25 protein-coding genes and 2 tRNA genes are annotated in these 21,492 nt (G+C 43.5%); 15 read left to right on the forward strand and 12 right to left on the reverse strand.

The genetic code is table 11. The features are described 5' to 3' along the window. Positions 1 to 13 precede the first annotated feature (13 nt). From NL626_RS01210 to NL626_RS01225, 4 genes are read right to left on the reverse strand one after another with little or no spacing between them, the layout of a single operon-like run. On the reverse strand, positions 14 to 1,291 hold the full coding sequence (locus NL626_RS01210; protein WP_025551017.1) for an FAD-binding oxidoreductase: 1,278 nt from the start codon (positions 1,289 to 1,291) through the stop codon (positions 14 to 16). Positions 1,292 to 1,328: 37 nt separating this feature from the next. After that, on the reverse strand, positions 1,329 to 2,813 hold the full coding sequence (locus NL626_RS01215) for an aldehyde dehydrogenase (RefSeq protein ID WP_206970024.1): 1,485 nt from the start codon (positions 2,811 to 2,813) through the stop codon (positions 1,329 to 1,331). A gap of 35 nt (positions 2,814 to 2,848) precedes the next feature. After that, the gene (puuR, locus tag NL626_RS01220; protein WP_005377813.1) at positions 2,849 to 3,406 is read right to left on the reverse strand and encodes an HTH-type transcriptional regulator PuuR; all 558 of its coding nucleotides are present in this window, start codon (positions 3,404 to 3,406) and stop codon (positions 2,849 to 2,851) included. 18 nt (positions 3,407 to 3,424) lie between these two features. Next, entirely contained in the window at positions 3,425 to 4,171 is a 747-nt protein-coding gene (locus NL626_RS01225; RefSeq protein ID WP_005377814.1) for a gamma-glutamyl-gamma-aminobutyrate hydrolase family protein, read from the reverse strand. A gap of 340 nt (positions 4,172 to 4,511) precedes the next feature. Between NL626_RS01225 and NL626_RS01230 the strand changes: the two genes are divergently transcribed. From NL626_RS01230 to NL626_RS01300, 15 genes are all read left to right on the forward strand, one after another. Beyond that, complete coding sequence (locus NL626_RS01230) at positions 4,512 to 5,855, forward strand: glutamine synthetase family protein (protein ID WP_005377815.1); 1,344 nt, start codon at positions 4,512 to 4,514, stop codon at positions 5,853 to 5,855. Between the two features lie 18 nt (positions 5,856 to 5,873). Next, complete coding sequence (locus tag NL626_RS01235) at positions 5,874 to 7,349, forward strand: Na+/H+ antiporter NhaC family protein (protein ID WP_005377816.1); 1,476 nt, start codon at positions 5,874 to 5,876, stop codon at positions 7,347 to 7,349. A 249-nt stretch (positions 7,350 to 7,598) separates the two neighbouring features. Beyond that, positions 7,599 to 8,282, forward strand: a complete 684-nt coding sequence (locus NL626_RS01240) for a DUF4336 domain-containing protein (RefSeq protein ID WP_253656910.1) — start codon at positions 7,599 to 7,601, stop codon at positions 8,280 to 8,282. Positions 8,283 to 8,698: 416 nt separating this feature from the next. Further along, on the forward strand, positions 8,699 to 9,166 hold the full coding sequence (locus NL626_RS01245; RefSeq protein ID WP_253656911.1) for an Sbal_3080 family lipoprotein: 468 nt from the start codon (positions 8,699 to 8,701) through the stop codon (positions 9,164 to 9,166). A gap of 64 nt (positions 9,167 to 9,230) precedes the next feature. Beyond that, the gene (locus NL626_RS01250) at positions 9,231 to 9,563 is read left to right on the forward strand and encodes a YnfA family protein (protein ID WP_005377819.1); all 333 of its coding nucleotides are present in this window, start codon (positions 9,231 to 9,233) and stop codon (positions 9,561 to 9,563) included. Between the two features lie 141 nt (positions 9,564 to 9,704). Then, on the forward strand, positions 9,705 to 10,109 hold the full coding sequence (locus NL626_RS01255) for a DUF1801 domain-containing protein (RefSeq protein WP_017633973.1): 405 nt from the start codon (positions 9,705 to 9,707) through the stop codon (positions 10,107 to 10,109). A 153-nt stretch (positions 10,110 to 10,262) separates the two neighbouring features. Continuing rightward, positions 10,263 to 10,643 carry a hypothetical protein gene (locus NL626_RS01260; protein ID WP_033905190.1) on the forward strand — a complete coding sequence of 127 codons (381 nt, stop codon included), beginning with the start codon at positions 10,263 to 10,265 and terminating at the stop codon, positions 10,641 to 10,643. 150 nt (positions 10,644 to 10,793) lie between these two features. Then, positions 10,794 to 11,294 carry a GNAT family N-acetyltransferase gene (locus NL626_RS01265; protein ID WP_253656912.1) on the forward strand — a complete coding sequence of 167 codons (501 nt, stop codon included), beginning with the start codon at positions 10,794 to 10,796 and terminating at the stop codon, positions 11,292 to 11,294. 98 nt (positions 11,295 to 11,392) lie between these two features. After that, positions 11,393 to 11,644, forward strand: a complete 252-nt coding sequence (locus NL626_RS01270) for a TIGR03643 family protein (RefSeq protein ID WP_005377824.1) — start codon at positions 11,393 to 11,395, stop codon at positions 11,642 to 11,644. A gap of 404 nt (positions 11,645 to 12,048) precedes the next feature. Next, positions 12,049 to 12,438, forward strand: coding sequence for a lysozyme inhibitor LprI family protein (locus NL626_RS01275; RefSeq protein ID WP_053303310.1), 390 nt, complete (start codon positions 12,049 to 12,051; stop codon positions 12,436 to 12,438). A 128-nt stretch (positions 12,439 to 12,566) separates the two neighbouring features. Then, positions 12,567 to 13,016, forward strand: a complete 450-nt coding sequence (locus tag NL626_RS01280) for a nuclear transport factor 2 family protein (RefSeq protein ID WP_005377826.1) — start codon at positions 12,567 to 12,569, stop codon at positions 13,014 to 13,016. A 192-nt stretch (positions 13,017 to 13,208) separates the two neighbouring features. Further along, positions 13,209 to 13,781: a hypothetical protein gene (locus tag NL626_RS01285; protein ID WP_225466652.1), complete on the forward strand. Its 573-nt coding sequence runs from the start codon at positions 13,209 to 13,211 to the stop codon at positions 13,779 to 13,781. A 205-nt stretch (positions 13,782 to 13,986) separates the two neighbouring features. Continuing rightward, positions 13,987 to 14,385, forward strand: a complete 399-nt coding sequence (locus NL626_RS01290) for a VOC family protein (protein ID WP_031780991.1) — start codon at positions 13,987 to 13,989, stop codon at positions 14,383 to 14,385. Between the two features lie 165 nt (positions 14,386 to 14,550). After that, positions 14,551 to 15,189: a DJ-1/PfpI family protein gene (locus tag NL626_RS01295; protein WP_253656913.1), complete on the forward strand. Its 639-nt coding sequence runs from the start codon at positions 14,551 to 14,553 to the stop codon at positions 15,187 to 15,189. Between the two features lie 129 nt (positions 15,190 to 15,318). Further along, positions 15,319 to 15,552 (forward strand): hypothetical protein, encoded by a 234-nt coding sequence (locus NL626_RS01300; RefSeq protein WP_253657046.1) that lies wholly within the window; start codon positions 15,319 to 15,321, stop codon positions 15,550 to 15,552. Between the two features lie 255 nt (positions 15,553 to 15,807). On the opposite strand, the gene NL626_RS01305 is transcribed toward NL626_RS01300, so the two are convergent. The 8 genes from NL626_RS01305 to hppD all read right to left on the reverse strand — a co-directional run bounded on the left by NL626_RS01305 (position 15,808) and on the right by hppD (position 21,420). Further along, positions 15,808 to 15,884: transfer RNA gene (locus tag NL626_RS01305), tRNA-Val, on the reverse strand. A gap of 33 nt (positions 15,885 to 15,917) precedes the next feature. Next, a tRNA-Val gene (locus NL626_RS01310) sits at positions 15,918 to 15,994 on the reverse strand. A 179-nt stretch (positions 15,995 to 16,173) separates the two neighbouring features. Beyond that, positions 16,174 to 16,512 carry a hypothetical protein gene (locus NL626_RS01315; RefSeq protein WP_005377830.1) on the reverse strand — a complete coding sequence of 113 codons (339 nt, stop codon included), beginning with the start codon at positions 16,510 to 16,512 and terminating at the stop codon, positions 16,174 to 16,176. A 119-nt stretch (positions 16,513 to 16,631) separates the two neighbouring features. Next, positions 16,632 to 17,291, reverse strand: coding sequence for a DUF2726 domain-containing protein (locus tag NL626_RS01320; RefSeq protein WP_253656914.1), 660 nt, complete (start codon positions 17,289 to 17,291; stop codon positions 16,632 to 16,634). Between the two features lie 195 nt (positions 17,292 to 17,486). Continuing rightward, positions 17,487 to 18,155: a maleylacetoacetate isomerase gene (maiA, locus tag NL626_RS01325; RefSeq protein WP_017820906.1), complete on the reverse strand. Its 669-nt coding sequence runs from the start codon at positions 18,153 to 18,155 to the stop codon at positions 17,487 to 17,489. Positions 18,156 to 18,176: 21 nt separating this feature from the next. Further along, the gene (locus tag NL626_RS01330; protein WP_025766743.1) at positions 18,177 to 19,214 is read right to left on the reverse strand and encodes a fumarylacetoacetate hydrolase family protein; all 1,038 of its coding nucleotides are present in this window, start codon (positions 19,212 to 19,214) and stop codon (positions 18,177 to 18,179) included. 9 nt (positions 19,215 to 19,223) lie between these two features. After that, complete coding sequence (locus NL626_RS01335; RefSeq protein WP_222712210.1) at positions 19,224 to 20,354, reverse strand: homogentisate 1,2-dioxygenase; 1,131 nt, start codon at positions 20,352 to 20,354, stop codon at positions 19,224 to 19,226. After that, the gene (gene hppD / locus NL626_RS01340) at positions 20,347 to 21,420 is read right to left on the reverse strand and encodes a 4-hydroxyphenylpyruvate dioxygenase (protein ID WP_005377835.1); all 1,074 of its coding nucleotides are present in this window, start codon (positions 21,418 to 21,420) and stop codon (positions 20,347 to 20,349) included. Before hppD ends, NL626_RS01335 begins: the two co-directional genes overlap by 8 nt. Positions 21,421 to 21,492 lie beyond the last annotated feature (72 nt).

Consider the following 21,492-nt stretch of genomic DNA (forward strand, 5'->3'; position numbering starts at 1 on the left):
TATTCCTTATCTCTTAAATCGCCAGTTTGTCACGTAGGTTGTAGTAAGCCGCACCCATTGCCGTAAACGGAATTTGGAAGTGGCGGCCACCCGGGAAGGAGTAATGTTTCAGTGCAGCAAACGCGTCAAAGCGTTCTGCGTGTCCGGTCAGAGCTTCGGCCAGCAACTTACCTGCTAGGTGAGTACACGTTACACCGTGACCGCTGTAGCCTTGTAGGTAGTAAATGTTGTCTGCAAACGAGCCAAACTGCGGCATGCGTGAGTAAGTCAGCAAGAAGTTACCCGTCCAGGTGTAATCAATCTTGATGCCTTTCAATTGTGGGAAGACTTTTTCCATCTTCGGGCGGATCAATGCTTCGATGTTTTCTGGGTCACGTGCACCGTAAACCACGCCGCCTCCGAACAATAAACGCTTGTCGGCGGTTAAGCGGAAGTAGTCAAGCAAGTAGTTACAATCTTCAACGCAGTAGTCACTGGTCAGCACTTGTTTTAGCTGCTCATCACTCAAAGGCTGAGTCGCCACCACTTGTGTGCCACACGGAATCGCTTTGTTGCTGATGTTTGGTGCCAAACCACCAAGGTAGGCGTTACCTGCCAAAACCACGTACTTGCTCTTCACGCTGCCTTGCGCCGTTTTAACTACTGGGTTAATCCCTTTGTCAATCGACACGACCGCCGACTGCTCAAAGATTTGACCACCTAGAGACGTAAACGCAGCAGCTTCACCCAATGCCAGTTTAAGCGGGTGAATGTGACCACCGCGCATATCCAGTAAGCCGCCAGTGTATACTTTAGTGCCTACCGCTTGTTCTACCTCTCCTGCGTCAAGCAGAGTCAGTTGGTCGTTGCCGTAACGCTCCCAGTTCTTCTTATGTTCTTCTAGCCCTTTGAGTTGTTTACTGTTCAGTGCCGTGAACAAGCCGCCTTGCTTGTAATCACAGTTGATGTCGTATTTGTCGATCAGACCACGGATGATATCGCCGCCTTCAAAAATCATATCGCACAGAGCTTTGGCTTGGTTTTGGTCGTAACGGCTTTCAATCACATCAACATCTCGGCTGTAGCTGTTAACGATTTGACCACCGTTACGACCAGTTGCTCCAAAGCCCACTTTTGCGCTTTCTAGCACAACGACTTTAAAACCTTTTTCTGCAAGGTGTAGTGCAGAAGAAAGACCAGAGAATCCCGCACCGACTACACACACATCGCACTCGATGTTGTCTTGCAGTTGTGGGTATTCCGGCATGTTTGGCACAGAGTGCGCGTAGAACGAATCCGTATGCTTGTTCATAGAACTATTCCTTTATTTATCGTAATCGTCAGCAGGCTTAAGGATGGAGGCGAATCCAAGTGGTTTTGGTTTCGGTGAATTTTTCAATCGCGTGGAGAGACTTATCTCGACCATTTCCGCTCATTTTGAATCCACCAAATGGAACCGTCATGTCACCTTCGTTGTAGTTGTTAACCCAAACCGAGCCGGCTTGCAGTCGTTTTGCTACGCGATGAACGCGGTTGATATTGCTACTCCAGAGTGCCGCGCCTAAGCCGTACTTCGAATCGTTAGCGATCTCGATTGCTTGCGCTTCGTCTTTGAATGGAATGACACACAGCACCGGACCAAAAATTTCCTCTTGAGCGACACGCATCTTGTTGTCGACGTTGTCTAAAATGGTTGGGGAAACAAATGCACCTTGCCCATCGACATCGCCGCCACAACGTACGTTTGCACCTTCTGATTCACCTAACGAGATATATTCCAACACTTTTGATTTATGATCATGGTCGATAAGCGCACCCATGGATGAACTTGGGTCCATTGGGTCTTTTGGCGTGAACGCTTTCGACGCTTGAATAACTTTTTCTATAAACTGCTCTTTGATGCTTTCGTGAACAAGCAGGCGGGTTGCCGCGACGCACACCTCACCTTGGTTGTAGAAACACCCTGCGGCGGTGTCTGCTGCTGCGCGGTCTAAATCATCACAATCTTCAAACACGATGTTCGCGTTCTTGCCGCCCGCTTCTGCAAACACACGCTTTAGGTTGCTCTCACCCGATCTGACCATCAGTTGACCTGCAATGCGCGTCGAGCCTGTGAAGGCGATGCAGTCTACGTCTTGGTGTTTCGCCAGCGCGTCGCCAGCTTCATGACCAAAACCCGTAACGACTTGGAAAACGCCTGTTGGTAAGCCCGCTCGAGAAGCAAGTTGACCTAGGAATATCGCGGTAAGAGAAGATTTTTCTGACGGTTTTAGAATCACGCTGTTACCAGCGGCTAAAGCAGGGCCAAGCTTCCAGCACGCAAGCCAAAGGGGGAAGTTCCACGGTACAACCGCAGCAACCACACCAATTGGTTGATGAGAAATAAAAGCGTGTACATCTTTTTCAGTTGGGGCAACTTCGCCGTATACTTTGTCGATTGCTTCTGCGTACCAGCGTAATGCACTCGCCGCACCAGGGATATCGGTAGAGAAGCTGTGAGAGATAGGCTTACCGGTATCAAGCGTTTCTAGCAGAGCCAATTCTTCTTGGTTTTGATCAATCAAGTCAGCAAACTGTTTAAGCACTGCTTTGCGATGAGCTGGGCTGCTCTCGCTCCACTGACCGGATTGAAATGCTTGGCGAGCGTATGAAACCGCGAGATCAACATCTTCATTTTGGCAACGGGCGATTTCGGTGAATATCTCATCTGTTGCTGGGTTAACTACCGGGATGGTTTGCCCTGTTAAAGCGGCACTGTATTCACCGTTAATGTACGCCCTGTTTTCGATGTTTAGATTGTTTTTTAGTTCAATCCATTGCTCTTGGGTTTTCATACGCTCTCCTTGTGATCACACAAGGCAAGCCCCCACTAAAATGTGGTTGGCGTATGCGCACTTATCATTCGACAAGCCTTGTCTGTGTGATTTGTAAATCGATGGGGCTTCGTCGTATCAATAATGTACGACTCGCCCGCTGTTATGACATGAGATTGCCCTTTATATTCCAGAGTGATTTCGCCCTCTAATACGGTGCCAATCTCTTCGCCTTCGTGTTTGATTTCTGCCGCACCAGTGGTTCCATAAGGTGCGTATTCCTCGATCAAGAATCCGATTACTTGATCTTTGTCGCCATTCGTTACCAGTTTCATGGACACCGTCTCGCTCCCGATTTCCACAAGATCTGACGGCTTGATGACTACTTTCACTTCATCGTTCGAAGGTTGTTCAAAAGTGAAAAACTCTGATAACGATAAAGAAAATACATTAACGATTTTTTGTAGTGAGCTGACCGACGGGCTCACTTTGCCATTTTCAATGGATGAGATTGCACTGTGGGTAATACCAGCGCGCTCGGCTAGTTCCCTTTGTGACAATCCATGTTTTTTTCGTAACTGAACAATATTTTTACCAATCTCTTGATTGTCCATTCATACAGCTCCAAACGTTTAACGAGAGGTAGCCATCATAAATTCATTGAACAAAATTTGAGAGAAATGATTGGTTTTTGCTTCCCATTCTGGGTGCCACTGCACGCCAACGAAAAATTTTTGATTAGGAAGACTAAATGCTTCTACCAAGCCATCCGGGGCTTTAGCTTCTACTTGTAAGAGAGGAGCAAGCTGATCGACGCCTTGGTTGTGTAGTGTGTTCACTTCAAAGAAGGTGGTATTTTCCCAATGATTTTGCACCAGCCATTGTTCAAATAAGCTCTGCTTTTGAACTAGCACAGCGTGTGCTGGCGCGTATTTTTGTTCGAAATCTTCAACAGGCGCTTCACGATGGTCATTGAAGCCGGAGTCATGAACGGCTGGGTTTAACGAGCCACCAAGTGCGACATTCATCTCTTGAAAACCGCGGCAAATACCAAGGCACGGAATGTTTTGGTCAACCGCATGACGAATTAACGTGAATGAGAGCTCATCACGAGCTTCATCTTTGTAGCTCTCTTCGTGCGTTGCATTGTATCGATGTGGCGCAACGTTAGAGTGGCTGCCAGGAAAAAGAAAACCATCACATATGTCTAGGATGGTGGTTACGTCATCGCCCGACATGTCGGGAGCCAACATAATCGGTAGTCCTCCAAAATCCTTTATGGCGCGAAGGTAAAAGTCGTTGACCGCTTGTATCTGATAGCCACCCAACTCTTTAGCGCAGCTAACCACACCAATGATGGGTTTGTGTGTATCTGCCATGATATGTCCGTGTTCAATTTATTTAACACAAACCCTACAAACCATGTACAAAATTATCAACACAGATGACCATTATTATCGTCACAACGTGATCTGACGCACTTTTTAGGCTTCAAAACTGAATATTTATGCTCATTATATTGAACAAAACAAAACCAACTGTTACAAAATAGTTAACAGAAAGACATAAAAACCAGCCGTTAAACATCAAAAACACAGTGTAAGTGCATGTTTAAATTAAAAATAACCTAAAAAACAAACAACTCGTTCAGAGTGCTGTAATTTATTTGTTAATTTGGTTATTTCTAATTTCTACTCGTCAGGCTATTTGGAGAAGAAAATGGAATCGTATCTACAGGAAGTACAAAATTTTAAACAAAAATGGCCCGATATTGAATTTATCGATCTCATCTTTACCGATATAAATGCCACCCCAAGAGGAAAACGCATCCCGATAGATGCTCTAGAAAAACTGAATAAAGGTGTTGCCCTCCCCCTTTCGACCATCACCCTAGATACCAAAGGTAACGTCGTTGAAACGGCCGGGTTGGGAGAAGATCTCGGAGAACCAGATAATCTCTGCTATCCAATCAGCGGCACCTTAATGCCGACGGCAAAAGAACAAGTTGGTCAGCTACTGCTTAGTATGATGGATGAAACCGGGCAGCACCCTAACCCACTGTTCATCCGAAACATTCTCGCTTCTATATTGCAAACACTGCATGCTAAAGACCAATATCCTTGTGTCGCGCTCGAGCTGGAGTTCTATTTAATAGACAAAACCCGCGGCGAAAATGGCGAACCATTAACGGCAATTAACCCCACGAAAAAAACTCGAGAAAAAGATACCGAGGTTTACGACCTTGATGGACTAGATGACTACGCTGATTTCTTGGCCGACCTTAATCGAATTGCATTAGAACAAGGTTTAAACACTTCCGGAGCCCTATCTGAATCGGCACCAGGGCAGTTCGAAATCAACTTCAACCATTCTAAAGATGTACTTCGAGCATGTGATGAAATCATCATCGCAAAACGCTTGATTCGCCAGGTCGCTCATCAGCACGGATTTGACGCCACATTTATGGCGAAACCTTTTAGTGAGCAAGCGGGTAATGGCATGCACATTCATCTCAGCTTGGTTGATACAGATGGTAACAACCACTTTAGCCAATCAGACGGTCAAGCGAGCGCCTTCTTCTATCAAACCATGGCAGCGATGCTGTCACAAACATCCGATGCCATGGCCCTAATCTGTCCTAACGTTAACTCTTACCGTCGCTTTGTTCCTGGCGCTTACGTCCCAACCAAAGCCGATTGGGGAGAAAACCACCGCGGTGTTGCGTTGCGTGTGCCTATCAGCGATAGCAAAAATCGCCGTATAGAGCATCGTATAGCAGGCGCTGACGTTAACCCATACATTCTCGCTGCAGTAGTACTTTCCGCAGTATTAGCGAGTGAAAGCTACACCAAAGATCAATGTCCACCGACTCTCAGTGATGATGCAATTGAGTTACCTCTGCGTATGTCAGAAGCTCTAGAGCGACTGGAGCACAGTGAGCTAGCTCAATACATCTCAAGAGACTTTATCGATTTGTATCTAGCTTGCAAACAGAGTGAACTCGCAGAATTTGAGCGAGCGATTACTCCATTGGAAATCGACTGGATGTTGCACTCGGCATAAACAAAGGAAATGAACTTTATGACTACGCAGACCAAGGCGCTGGATGCGCCTCTTAAAATCAACTCTCAACACATTATTGTTTCTTTAATCTCGGTTGCGACGTTTGTCTTTTTTACCACAATCGGTTTGAACCATGAGGAAGGCGAAGCCTACGGATGGATGAGTCTTTTACCAACGGCGTTGGTATTGGTCTTTGCGCTGACAACACACCGAACTGTGGAAGCCCTCTTTAGCGGCGCTATTGCCGGTGTTCTTCTGCTTAACCCAACTGAAGCGGTGGAACAGATTGTTGATATTTCCATGAGTGTAATGATGGATGAAACTATTGCTTGGATCATCCTCGTTTGTGGTTTGATGGGCGGCCTAATTGCTATTTTGGAGAAAGGCGGCAGTATCTTAAGCTTCTCCGACATGCTGGTCACGAAAGTAAAAAGCCGTAAGCAATCGATGCTGATGACCTTTGCTTTAGGTATTCTGATCTTTATCGACGATTATTTGAATGCGATTGCAATTTCTTCCTCAATGAAAAAAGTTACGGACGGCTACCAAATCTCGCGTGAAAAGCTCTCATATCTTGTGGATTCAACCGCCGCGCCTATCTGTATCCTCGTACCGATTTCCACTTGGGCAATTTTCTTCAGTTCGTTGCTAGAAGCAAACGGAGTAGCAGAAGCGGGAGATGGTATCAAAGCATACATTGAAGCTATTCCATACATGGCTTACGGCTGGGTAACGCTGGTGATTGTTTTGCTGGTTGCAATGGAAAAGATCCCAGATCTAGGTGCGATGAAAAAGGCAGAAAAGCGTGCGAAGAATGGTCAAGTTCGTCCAGACGGTGCAACAGATGTCGACTTTGGTCCCGATGTATCTGCACATACCAACCCAACCATGGGCCTTGTCAACTTCTTGTTACCAATGATCGTACTTGTTGCCGCAAGTTGGTATTTTGGTATCGATCTACTTGCTGGTGTTTTCGTCGCGTTAATCTTTACTATTAGCTTTTACGGCGCACAAAAACTGATCTCGATGAACGACATGTTCGAAGCTGTTTATGATGGCATTAAGGTTATGCTACTGCCGCTTGCGACCGTTATTGGTGGTTTCATGTTGAAATCGGTCAACGACTCATTGGGCGTCACGCAGTATGTCATTGAGACCGTCAGCCCTTACCTGTCAGCGTCTTACTTCCCTGCGATTATCTTTATGATTACGGGCGCGTTGGTATTTGCAACGGCATCGTCTTGGGGAACCTTTGCAGTAGCGATGCCAATTGTTCTACCTTTGGGCGAACAGCTTGGTGTGCCTCTACACTTAACCGTTGCAGCGCTGCTTTCAGCATCAGCGGCAGGGAGCCACTCTTGTTTCTTTAGTGACTCAACCGTGTTATCTGCACAAGGTTCGGGCTGTACAGCAATGCAACACGCAACCACACAGTTTCCTTATGCGTTGATTGGTATTGTTGCAACCGCGATTTTCTTCTTCATCATCGGTTAGCCCCTTTATCTAATTGCAAAGCCCTGCTCAAAAATAGCGGGGTTTTGTTCTATCAAGTCAAATGATCCTCTTAAAACGACTTTACGTCCGTTCAGTATAAAAACACTCAAAGATATACATCTGCACTCAATAAGGGTTTGGTAAACCTAATATTTTTGGTTTACGCTTAGCGAAGCGTTTATTGTGCAGCAAGGCAGCTTTTGAGTAACTTAAATGCCGCCTTAATACAGTGTTAACGGTTGGAGAGACATGAAAAAGTTAGCCCAAGAGATATGGATATTTGACGGAGATCCCGTCCAATTCTTAGGACTCCCATACACCACTCGTATGACTATTGTTAGGCTTTCTGATGGTGGCCTTTGGATTCATAGTCCAATTAAGTTATCAAATTCGATTAGAGAGCAAATCAACAATCTAGGCCAAGTGAAATACTTAATCGCTCCTAATCATTTACACCACTTGTTCTTATCTGAATGGGTATTTGCCTATCCTAGCGCAGAAGTTTATGGCACAGATGAAGTCATCAAGAAGTGCCGTGATATACACTTTCACGCTTCACTTAACCAAGGCGGTAATGCTTGGAACTCTGAGGTTGAACAAGAACTATTTTCTGGCTCTCCATTAATGGAAGAGTGTGTGTTTTATCATCGACTTTCAAAGACCTTAATTGTTACTGACCTCGTCGAGAATTTTTCTGACCAGGACTTTAACTACTGGCAGCGGTTTGTGGCTAAAGGGGCCGGTATTCTTGCTCCGAATGGAAAAATGCCTTTGGATTGGCGCCTAAGTTTTATGTTTAGCAAACAAGAGGCTCGAAAACACTTAAATAAATTGCTGTCTTGGAAACCTAATATATTGGTTATGGCTCACGGTGAAATCGTCCTTGATAATGCAGACGAGTTCTTACAGCGCTCTTTTAAGTGGCTAGTATGAGACAACATTGAAAACTCACACAACAGAATAGACAAGAAGCTATTTTAAAACATTAGGCCCTTTTAGCTTAGTCTTAGGGACGAATTTACAGCACTACACGTTATGTTTAACGATAAGCTCCCCTATTCCTCTTAATTGAGCATTATGCAGCAATTTAAAATTCCGTTAGAATTGCACTTCAAAAACTTCAATGCGAAGAATTCTGGACATTGATACGGACATAAGTTCAAGAGTTAACATAACGCTATAGCAATCTCTTACTAATAATTTGCTTCGAGACATTGGCATACTCCCGAAACAAACCCTTCTACTCTAAAGGTTTTGTTAATAACAGTTGCCATGCTTGTTAGTTATTCTCGTTGAACTCAGTATCTTGAAGTTGTTTGAATATATAAATTTAAAAAAAGAGACATAAGATGCACAAAAAACTCATCATTCTAAGCTTGCCTATTCTATTAGCCGCATGTGCGGCACCAAAGTATACGGTAGAAACAATCTCGAAAGAAAATCAGAGCAAGGAAATCACCATCGTAAAAGACAACGCCACGCGAGATGTTTTCTTAGATTCGATGCAAGACTGGTGTTTGGATACCGCCCATAAATGCACAGTCGTAAGCGATGGCACTCCTCCTGTTAGCTCTGAGCTGACACTTACTTACGTATCACGCTGGAGCTGGGATTTTAGAACATTTATCGCTGATGCTCAGATCAAAGCCTACAAAAATAACGAAAAAATAGGACAAGTTGAATTTAAAGCACCAAACAGCGCGAATCCAGATAAATGGGGTAAAGACAACAAACGAATCATTTCGATGATGGATTTGTTATTCGGTAAACAAACCGTGAGTGAGGCTCAATCCAAGATTAAGCTGGGCGAAATGTAATGAGTCGAACAATTGCCCATTTAACAAGCATCATATATTTGTAGAGAAAGATAGGAATGTTTAAGTGACTGAAGTCAAAACCATTGGGCTTTTCTTTATAACCGCCATTGCAGAAATATTAGGCTGCTACTTACCTTATCTCTGGTTAAAGGAAGATAAGTCAGTTTGGCTTTTGGTACCAGCAGCGCTATGCCTTGCTATGTTTGCTTGGCTTCTATCTTTACATCCTACCGCAACTGGCAGAGTTTATGCCGCTTACGGTGGTGTCTATATTTTTGTCGCAATTCTATGGTTGTGGTGTATCGACGGCGTTCGACCAACGCTCTGGGACATAGTGGGGGTTTCTGTCGCTATGCTTGGCATGTCAATCATCATGTTTTCACCCAGAGCATCCTAAACGTAACCGAGGGAAACCCTTACGCTTAGTATTTTGGCTATGTGCTAGATTTATTGATTAATAACATTATGACGTAATTGCTACATAGCCAAAGTACGCTTGGGCTTCACCCCAAAACAGCGCTATTTATAGGAGATACCAATGAACCATGCAGTGAAGGCAAGATTTGATGAGTATCCAAAACATGTGCGTATTCGGATAGAAGAGCTACGAAATATCGTCTTAACTATCGCTTCTGAATTAAAACTGGGGGAAGTTGAAGAATCTCTAAAATGGGGAGAGCCAAGCTACAGTGTGAAAACAGGTAGCCCGGTAAGGATGGATTGGAAACAGAAAACGCCTAGTCGTTATTATCTGTTCTTTAATTGCCAAACTAAGCTCGTCGACACATTCCGTGAACTGTATAGTGACTCACTTGAGTTTCAGGGTAATCGAGCAATAATTCTATCTTTATCAGCTCCTTTGCCAGAAGCTTCAATCAAGACCTGTTTAGAATTAGCATTAACCTATCAAAAGCGAAAGAACTTACCTCTTTTAGGTATGTAAGATCGCTTAATAAAACTATTTACGGCCGATTAACCATATTCAACTACTCTACCTTTGTATCCTTTTTAATGCTTCCGCAGTAAAGTTTTAGATTAAGTGGTCACGTTAATAGCGCCGTAACCAAACTAGTAATATCGAAATAAAGAAGAGTTTATGAAATCAAAAATCTTGTTCTTACTTATGCTTGGAGCTCATTTCAATGCTTTTTCAGCGACGAACTATCAAGTCAATGTGGTAGTAACAGAGCCTCAATCAACATTCATTTTTCCGACTTTTGAAATATCCTCTAAAGGAAAAAGCAAAACCAGTTTTGTCGACGGCTGCACGTACTTAGGAACCCTTTCAGAACCGAGCAAAAATAGCATACAGCTTGAAGCTACCATGTCATGCAACCGAGATGGCGCTACGTCAAGGATGGAAATGCCGGTATTTGTACTCAACTCCGAGGGTCAAAGCGCGAGTTATGATCTTGTAGAAAACGGGATCGTGATGTGGAAATATTCTGTAGAAGTTAAGCCGTCACTTAAAAAGTGATATATCAGAAATACTAAAGTAACAATCAGCACTATTAACCGCCGTTTAAGTGTAATAGGTATATTCTTTACGACTTAATGACGTTTCTTGTTGCTGCAAGTCTCCAACTCATGTACAAAACAGCCCTAATTTTAATAGGAGCTAAGTGGCATGAATTTAATTGTACGTCAGGTAACTTTAGGTGATGCTGAAGGCATTACAAACGTCCTCAACCCCATCATTATTGAAGGTTTATACACTGTATTAGATACGCCTTTCACACCTGAAGAAGAAAAAGAGTTCATTACTCATTTCCCAGAACGGGGCGTGTTTACAGTCGCTTTATCCGAAAATAACTCACAAGTCATTGGTTTCCAAAATATCGAGCCCTTTGCACAATATACAAAAGCTTTTGACCATGTTGGCATAATTGGTACGTTTGTTAGTGACGGTGCTCGTGGCCAAGGTATGTCTAAACAGCTTTTCAAATCGACATTCGAAGTAGCCAAACAAAAGGGTTACGAAAAACTATTTGCGTACGTTCGCAGCGATAATGAGCGAGCGTTATCAGCCTATCTCAAACAAGGCTTCGAAATCGTAGGGACCGCGAAGAAGCATGCAAAAGTTCGTGGGAAATACGTAGACGAAGTCCTCATTGAGAAGTTTTTGTAGGTGTTAAGCCGCTAAACACTAAGCACGCATATAAGAACATTTGAACCAAGACTCAATTTCCGTCGTAGAAATGTCTTTTCTAAAATAGGTTATTTGAAATGAAACTGACCTCGGAAACTGAGTCAAGAATAATAGAAATGGCATGGGAAGACCGCACCCCATTTGAGGCTATCGAATTTCAATTTGGTTTGAATGAATCCGACGTGATTCAGTTTATGCGTAGCCGGCTCAAATCAAGTAGCTTTAAATTGTGGCGTAAAAGGGTTTCGGGGCGCAATACAAAACACAACAAGCTACGAAACTCAGACATCATTAGAGGTTATTGCCCAACTCAATATAAGCCGCGATAGCGAACTGCACTTGGCATAAATTTTTATTACGAATCGCAACATTTATCGCCCTACCTTTGAATCAACTTCATGATTGGAGGGGAATAGTCACCACTTAAATCAACCTAGGTGTTTCAGGGCGATAATAAATTCAATGGGAGTTATCTTAACGTCCTCAGTCGCCATCAAACTAATGATTCCACAGAAAAGATTGATACAAAACGCCCACTAAAAGTAACTCAGATTAAGGCGTCATTTAACCCGTGTATCAATCTCTTTTACCTTCTGTTTAGGCACTAGAATCACTAACCTTCTATTTTATCTTTGAAGGCACAGATAAAAAGCTGCATGATTAAAAAGGAAAAATAGCGGATAACTGTTTAACAAGCACTCGGAGCTTGGAGGCAATTTTGAACAAATTACTTATGATGTTTGCGTTGGTTTCTTTACCTTGCTTGGCTTCTGATGATGTTGAAGATCCCTGCAAAGTAAAAGGCGGTGGCGTTATGGCTGGTTATCAGTGTGTAGAAAAGAAGATGGAATCTGCAGATAAAGAGCTTAACGAAAGTTACAAGGAAGCAATCGCTAGAATAGGTGAGGAAGAAAAAGCACTAAGGGAAACATGGTCTCAGACCGAACTGGTAGAGCCATTTCGAAAGGCCCAAAGAGCTTGGCTAAAATACAGAGACGCCGAATGTGAATTTACGGGCCTGTCTTCCACACCCTCGCCCTGGCAAGGTGTCCAGATTGAAGAATGTAAGTTAAGAATGACGTTAGAACGCGTCGAATACTTCAATGGTGTATACGTAGGCTAAACGGATTACATCTAACAAGGCACTTCAATAAGATTCGCAACTCTTGGCAATTTCAGTTTAAATGTACTCTGTGTTTAAGATGCAAGCGTTCAGGTTGTGCGTAAAGCTTATATGGGTGTGAAATAATTATGGAAAAAGACGATTTAGTTGGGCTAGTAGTTAAGTATTTCGAGAAAATAGATGCCGGTGATCCTAGCTATCTGGATCTATTCTCAGAGGATGTTGACTTTTTCTTTCCTAAATTTGGGCAAGCGAAAGGAAAGAGTGCCTTAGTGGAGTTTGGCAATAGGATTGGTAGCTCGTTGATTAGTATCTGGCACGACATAGACGGCTTTCAAATAACGACTGCTGGAAACAAGGTCATTGTTGAAGGACAGGAAGGCGGCGTAATGAGTGATGGTACCTCTTGGCCGGACAACAAAGTTTCCACAGGGCGTTTTTGTAGTGTATTTGAGTTTGAAGGAAAAATGATAAGTCGTATGTTTGTGTACGTAGACCCTGACTTCCCGAGTCGAGATTTTGAGAGAATTTCCGTGCTGTCAGGCGAGAGCAACGTGCGACAAACTGTTCAAGCCTGAATACTACCGTTACCGCATAGCATCTTTGTTATGCGGTAGTATTCGTAGTTAAGGTGTGTTGAGGGCTTTGATATCGCTTTACTCACACCTTATCAGTGCGTTAGCCACATTCCCTTACTGATAGAAATGCTACTTTCTTCAATCGTCCTGTATTATGATAATGAAAAAGATTGCATTAATTTTAAGATTAAAATGAACCAAAAATTTTTTCTAAAACTACTCCCTGTCCCTTTTCTTCTAGCCGGTTGCCAGTCTACGCAAAGCCAGCTACAGCCTATACCTGAAAACGTATTATCAAACCTATCGACTCAATGGGCAGTGGTAGAGGCCTGTTTTCATTCCGATGCTTATAGCTTAGAGCAATCGGTAAACTATCGAGAGGCCATTAACTATTCTTTTTCTACTTGGCTAGTCGATCAGTCCGATATCGATCAGTCGGTAAATGAAGCTCGTGTAGCGTTATCAGAATATCAGTCTCAGAATGATGGTTTAGGAACAACATGTAAGGATTGGCACCTACCCCTAGAATCTGGATTGCGAGAAGTTAACAATCATAAGAATCAAGTGGCGATAGACCAACAGCGAGCACATGAAATACATAAAGCAAACGCTTCTAAACCTGTGACGTATTCAACACCAGCATCTACTTCGACTAGTAATGTTGTTCACTGTTACAAATTGGAAGACGTTAGCTTGAATAAGAACATTCAAACCTTTAATGGAATGATATGCCCTATAGGCTGGCTTAAATATTATGGCTATTAATGTATTTGATTAATACAGGACTTAAGAATGAACTCTAAGTTTAATTTTTAGTTCAAGATTGGGTTTCTTGTTTACAATGTTATGTTTCCAGTTGGATTACCGTATTCGAATAGATTGACGAAGTTAATCAATATATGTGTATTGATGCTTACTTTTTGTCGAGTTATCTTTGTTTGATAGCCATTAAAACGAGTAAGGAAACAAAGTGACTGTGTTAACAAAAGGCATACACCACGTAGGTTTAACCGTATCTAACCTAGAAGCAAGCGCGAAGTTTTTCACTGAACAATTAGGTTGGAGTGAAGTAAAAAGAAATCCAGACTACCCGGCAATATTTGTGAGTGATGGGCATATCATGCTTACACTATGGGCGGCTAAGGCTGATGCCGCCACTCCATTTGACAGAAAAACGAATATTGGTTTGCATCACTTAGCTTTACTCGTAGAGACTGAGAAGCAACTCTATGAGTTGCGTGATCAATTTATGGCGTCGGGAATCGAAATTGAGTTTGGTCCCGAGCTTGTTAAAACAGGACCCGCAAAACATTTAATGTGTTACGACCCAAGTGGTATTAGGGTTGAGTTTTTCTGGGCAGGCTCATAAAACAAACATAACAAAGTTTTATAATAGGGATTTGGTACACATGGCATTGTTAGTTTGCACCGCCTTTGGTATTTAAGGTGCTTAGCAGAAGCTTGTGTATCGAATGCCCCTCCCCTCCTACTACACATTTTGCGACTTACGAGTAAGTCCAAAAGGATAAATGTTATGTATAAAATCGGCGTTGTTTTATTTGATGATTTCACGGATGTCGATTTCTTTCTTATGTATGACTTGCTGGGGCGCACAACCGACAGTTGGACAGTAAGTATACTTGGAACTAAATCTGAACATCATTCCCACCTCGGTATGAAAGTTAAAACAGACGGACACCTTTCTGAGGTGACGAATCAAGATGTCGTTCTTATTACAAGCGGCAAACGGGGTATTCCAGCCGCTTTAAAAGATGCTGAATTTATGTCAGCGTTGAATCTTGATCCAAATAGGCAGCTAATAGGTTCGATTTGTGCGGGATCATTCATCCTCCATGAACTCGGTTTACTAAAAGGCAAGCGATTAACAACAAACCCAGATGCAAAGGATGTTCTACAAAGTATGGGAGGAGATGTTAAGGATCTGCCTCTCGTGATAGATGGTAATGTAGCGACGGCCGGTGGCTGTCTTTCACTGATGTATCTAATTGGTTGGTTAACAGAGCGGCTATTTGACTCAAACAAACGAAAAGCTATACAAAATCAATTGATACCTGCTGGGCAATTAGATCTATTTGAAGAGCTTATTACCACAACTATTCAATCAGCAGAGTTAGCAAGCTCGGATAACAAGGCGTTAAATAATCATTCATAACATGTGGTGTTTTACATTACATTAGTTTTAGTGTTTAGGGTAAGTCACACATCAGTCTTGTGTGACTTACCCTTGAACATAACGCCACTTGGGGAAATTAACTTACAGGGAGTAAATCAATTGGTAAAAATGTACGGTTCTGAAGAGACAAGAGCGTTTTGCTGTAACTGTAAAGAAGTAACGCTACATCGGTACGAAAGCTTCTCTAAAGCGCAGGAAAAGACCGAGAAAAAAGCTAAAGATTTCTTCTCTGGTCTATTTGCAGCAATAATTGGCTCATTAATGGAAGGCGAAGCGACTGGTGACTACAAATGTACAATATGCGGCACTAATCTTCACACGCCAGATAATTTAGATCAGTAGTCAGTGTCTCTAGTGCCACAGCAAGTGGCACGCAACACAATTTATAGACGGCTCTAGTGGGTTTGAAGCGTATGCACCTTATGCATTGCATTTAGGGTTTTGAGGTTGTGTTGCGGATCAGGTAGTGCGCTTTTATCTTTAACAAGGGGCTAACGCAGAGCAAAAACAAGGGACAAGAAAAGAAGTAGTTTTATTTGAGTATTAATGAATTACAGACACAAAAAAGCCCACCAAAAGGTGGGCTTTTTTAAAATTTGGTGGGTCCGGGCGAACTCGAATCGCCGACCCCTACCATGTCAAGGTAGTACTCTAACCAACTGAGCTACGGACCCAAATTTTTATGTTCCTAACCATTCAATTCAGAATGGTGCGTCCGAGTGGACTCGAACCACCGACCCCCGCCATGTCAAGGCGATACTCTAACCAGCTGAGCTACGGACGCATTTCTCTGGAACGAGGAGGATATTAGCTATAAGCGAACGGTGGTGCAAGCACAAATTTACCAACTTTGAACCGTTTGGCGAAAATGTAAACTCAACACGCGTTTTCAGATGATTTTATCAGCAAAGCTGAATCCTTCATGGATTAAAAGTGTGATCTATATAACTTTTAGTATCTCACTTAATTGTCGTAAGGCACTTCACTGAGCATCCAAATCTGTAAGGTTTGCGATACCTTAGGGCAAGTGCCGAACAAAATCTGATATTTAGGTTTAAATGGTTCGCCGATATAGGTTGTACGGATCAACTCTCCTGTTTTGACGTCCACTTGAGTGCTCACCCTGCCTTTGAAGTTTTGAAATATGACAAACTGCTCACTGTGGTAAACCATTTGCTCTCGGTAAAACAAGAAATGATCTTGGGGTGTCTCTGTCAATTCACACTCCAGTGGTTTCAAATTAGGTATCGCACTAACATTAGATGCGATGAACAATGCTGACAAAATCCATCCGTATCGCATATGGCTGCCCTATTCTGCACTCTTTTTCAAAGTATAGGCCCTGCCTTGATGACTGATACAAAAAAGGCTTTGATCATCTCTAATCAAAGCCCCTTATTTCTGCAGGTTAATTATCGTGTTTAGTCGTCCGCCTCAAACACAACGTTATAATTTTCGGTGTATGTACAATTCGGCTGACGGCTACAAGTAAAGAAACGTCTCCCTTTGAACTCACCTTGGCTTGCGGTTTTAATGATCATCGGACTGCCGCATTTTTTACAAAAACGCACTTCTTTATCGGGCTCAATCAAATCAATGTGTGCCGCAAGCAAACGACGTAATCGCCCAACTTGATAACTGTGCTTTACCGAGGAGCCAATTAAAGGCAGGTTGGCCGTCTTACAAACATGAATCAATAACTTTTGTCTTTCTATCTTACCCTTGTTTAGCTCCTGCCCATTATCCAATTCAACGATAACGCGCGGCTCTAGTGTCCTTGGGTCACAAATAACGTAATCAAAATAGCTTCGAGATATACGATTGTTCGCGACAAAAAACTGCTTCTTATTTTTGATTTCTTTTGGCGTAACCAAACTGGACATGTTTACTTTCGCGAATACTACGGCATGCTCCCCTACCGCCGCTCTTAACGCATTATAGAACGCACCCTCTTGACCTCTGAGCAGAGGGCCTTTCGAGCGATAAGGATAATCACGCGTGTCATCGTGCTTAATCACGTACTTTTGAATAACAAAGAAGAATAAAACCAGAAGAACAACAATGATAAAAATGTTGGTCATAAATAAAGTGCATCCAAAACAACTCGTTGCTCAAAGCGTAAATGGAAATGTTATGCAGAGCAACAAAACCTCGCAATTTTGAGGCGCCACGACGATAGCGAGAAACAGAAAATTTTGCTCACCAATAAAAACAAGCCAATCACACACTTGGATTGGCTCGTTTTAATTTTTTTAATACATTATGTATGCTAAGAATCAACTATTAGCGTCTGGCTGATTCTCTGGCATCGCATCAATAAAAGCTGGCAGTTGATTGCATGACTGCACAACAGCGTTAATGGTTGGATAAAGAGAGGTATCTACACCAAAGCGTTGTGCGTTATAAAATTGTGGTACCAGACAAATATCGACAATAGATGGCGAGCTTGTCAGGCTAAACTTACAATCACCATTTAGTTTACGATGCTTCTGAAGTTTCTCTTCTAATGCCGTAAAACCTTTGTGGATCCAGTGATGAATCCAAGCGACTTTGCGCTCTGGCTCGCAAGCTAACTCCCCCTCTAAATACTGTAGAACTCTTAAGTTATTCAGGGGATGAATCTCCATTGCAATATCCTGAGCCAAAGCTAGCGCTTGGTATCGAAGCGGCGTTTGCTCGGGGATCACGGTGACATCCGGGTAGTGTTCTTCTAAGTATTGAATGATCGCCAGTGACTGGGTTAACTGAACCTCCCCATCCACCAGCAAAGGAACCAGTTCAGAAGCGTTTAACTCATGGTACTCGTCACTGTGTTGTTCGCCACCATTGCGCACCAAGTGTACCGATTTTGAATCATACGATAACTCTTTAAGATTCAAACAAATACGCACACGATACGCCGCTGAAGACCGCCAATATCCGTACAAAACCATGCTATCGCTCATATCGTCTCCCAACCAGCACTGTTAGTGCTTGAGATATTGGCTAACTTGTTGGTCAATCGAACCGAATATGTTGTTGCCATCCGCATCGAACATTTCCAATCTAATTGAATCTCCAAACGACATGAAGTTAGTCGACGGCTTACCATCACGAATGGTTTCAATCATGCGAACTTCCGCGATACATGAATAACCAACACCACCCTCCTCAATCGAAGTGCCATGTTCGGTGCCTTGCTTATTAGATACCGTGCCAGAACCTATAATTGCCCCAGCAGATAGCGGGCGCGTTTTAGTCGCATGAACAATTAAGTCTGCAAAATCAAACGTCATATCGATACCCGCATTTGGGCGACCAAACGGCTTGTGGTTGTATGTCGAGACCAGTGGTAAATGCACTTTGTTTTCGTACCACGCATCGCCTAGTTCGTCAGGTGTTACTGCCACAGGAGAAAACGCAGAAGAAGGTTTAGATTGGAAAAAACCAAACCCTTTAGCTAACTCTGCCGGAATTAGACCACGCAGTGAGACATCATTCACCAGCATGATCAAACGAATCGACTCCTGAGCCTCTGCAACACTCGCGCCCATTGGCACGTCACCAGTTACCACAGCAACTTCACCTTCGAAATCAATACCCCATTCATCACTCGCAAACTCGATGTTGTCACAAGGTCCAATAAAGGCATCAGAGCCTCCTTGGTACATCAACGGGTCCGTCCAAAAACTCTCTGGCATTTCAGCGCCGCGAGCTTTTCGAACCAACTCAACGTGGTTTACGTAAGCACTGCCATCAGCCCACTGATAAGCGCGAGGAAGCGGCGACTCGCAGTAGTGCGCTTCAAACTCTTCATACCCTGCAACCGTGCCATTGTTCAGTGCAACGTATAGCTCTTCCAGTTGCGGTGCTAGCGTATCCCAGTTATCAAGTGCCACCTGCATCGTCGGTGCTAAGTTCATGGGGTGGAAAATTTCTGTCGCTGGTACGCAGCGCGTTAAGTCTTTGCTCACGACCATCAACAAACCGTCACGAGTGCCATTTTTCTTGGTTGCTAATTTCATCCTTGCCTCTTACTTCTCTTGCCAGCTATAGACGTATTCTTTGTTTTCTACTTTTTCCAGCTCATCCGAAAACTGAAGTGCGTGACGCGTATCAATCATGACCGCAACTTCGTCGGTGAAAGTCTTCTTGTGCTCTCGCCCTGCTTTGAATGCTTTCGGGTGAGGACCATGCGTAAATCCTGCTGGATGGAATGTCACCATGCCTGCTTCAATGTTGTCACGGCTGAAAAAATCACCTGCATGGTAGAACAAGACTTCGTCATAATCGTCATTGTTGTGGTAGAACGGTACTTTGAGCGCTCCAGGATCACTTTCAATTGGACGAGGAACGAAGGTACACACCACAAATCCTGCTCCTACAAATGTAGTATGTGCAGAAGGCGGTAAATGGTAACGATGTGACATAAGTGGACGAATATCACGCCAGTTCACTTTTACTACCGCCAAATCACCATGCCAGCCAATCGCATCCAACGGGTTGAATGGGTAAGTGATAACACTGACTTTATCGTGGCGTTTCACCTGAACCTGTGTTTGATTCTCAGAATATTGAGCACGGAACTGATCGTTGATCGACGGCGTTTCTAGAACCGCCGGATCAAACACCGCGTGGTTTCCAACCATGCCTTTTTCGGGCAATGTATAAGCCGCATCGGTGTTTTCGATCATCAGAATGAACATCGGCTCGCTTGGCTCTAAACGCCAGCTCGTTGAGCGCGGGATCATGACATAATCCCCTTCGCTCACTTTCAAATGACCATAATCACAGTAGAGATCTGCCGTACCTTGGTGGATGAATAGCAGTTCGTCGCCATCTGCATTTCTCACCAAGAAGTCCATTTTTTCATCCATACGCCAAACACGAACTTTACAATTCGCGTTGTGTAATAGATGCGGGACTGTCCAAGGGGTAATATGGCTGGCTTTTTCGACTAGATTAAAATCAAACGCTCGTGGACGTAGCTCGCCCTCCCACTCAGACCACCCCGTTGGGGCATGTTGATGATGAAAATGTGTTGCGGGGCCGAAGAAGCCACTTCGACCTGCCTCACGTTCATAAATTGCCTCTTCCGGGAAGTCAGCATGTGCTTGTTTAGAGCACACTCCCTCCCGATGAGGGAATGTGATCCATTTATGCATCGCTCAATACTCCTCGGCGAATTTGGTCTTCTTCTATCGATTCAAACAACGCTTTGAAGTTACCCTCGCCAAAGCCTTCATTGCCTTTACGTTGGATGATTTCGAAGAACACAGGGCCGATAACGGTTTGAGTAAAGATTTGTAGCAAGATGCCATCTTTCGTTGGCGCACCATCAATAAGAATCTGCAAATCACGAAGCTTGCTTACATCTTCGCCGTGGCCTTCAACACGCTGATCGACTTTCTCGTAATAAGTATCTGGCGTTGGCATAAAGTCCATGCCTCGCTCACGCAAGGTTTTGACCGTTTCGTAGATGTCGTCAGTGGTCAATGCGATGTGTTGAATACCTTCGCCATTGTATTCACGGATAAACTCTTCAATCTGTGATTTATCATCTGACGACTCATTGATAGGAATTCGGATTTTGCCGCAAGGTGCGGTCATCGCACGGCTGACAAGACCAGTCAGCTTACCTTCGATATCGAAATAACGAATTTCGCGGAAGTTACCAATGCGCTCATAGAAACCTGACCAGACATCCATGTTGCCTTGCTTAACGTTGTGCGTTAAGTGGTCGATTTCGTAAAGACCAACATTCGCTTTTGATAAACGCTCATCAGCATCATCATAAAAACGAAAATCGACATCATAAATGCTCTGCTTTCCATAACGGTCGACAAAATAAAGCAAGCTTTCACCGATGCCATAAATAGCAGGAATGCTTAGCTCCATCGGCCCAATTTCCGTTTTATATTCTTTACCGCCATTCTCTAACGCATGCGCCAGAGCAACGGTGGCGTCTTTCACACGAAATGCCATGCCACAAACCGACGGACCGTGAACTTTGGCGAATCCCTCAGCTTGGCTATGCGGCTGCGCATTCACAATAAAGCTAATGTCACCTTGTCGATATAACCACGCTTCTTTTGAGCGATGCTTTGCAATCTCCGCAAAACCTAACGATATAAACAGATCTTTAAGCTGTTGAATGCCTTTGTTGTCAGCAGCGGTATATTCAACAAACTCAAATCCGTCTGTTCCTAGTGGGTTATATGCATCAACCATGACTTTCTCCTTGTCTCAGTAGCTTTTGTTTGGACTTATTTTTCTAACTTGGCGCAGGTCTTGAGAAATTGG

Origin of the sequence: Vibrio sp. Y58_MX_L22 (genome assembly GCF_024181865.1) — a bacterium.
In the GTDB taxonomy this organism is placed as follows: domain Bacteria; phylum Pseudomonadota; class Gammaproteobacteria; order Enterobacterales; family Vibrionaceae; genus Vibrio; species Vibrio alginolyticus.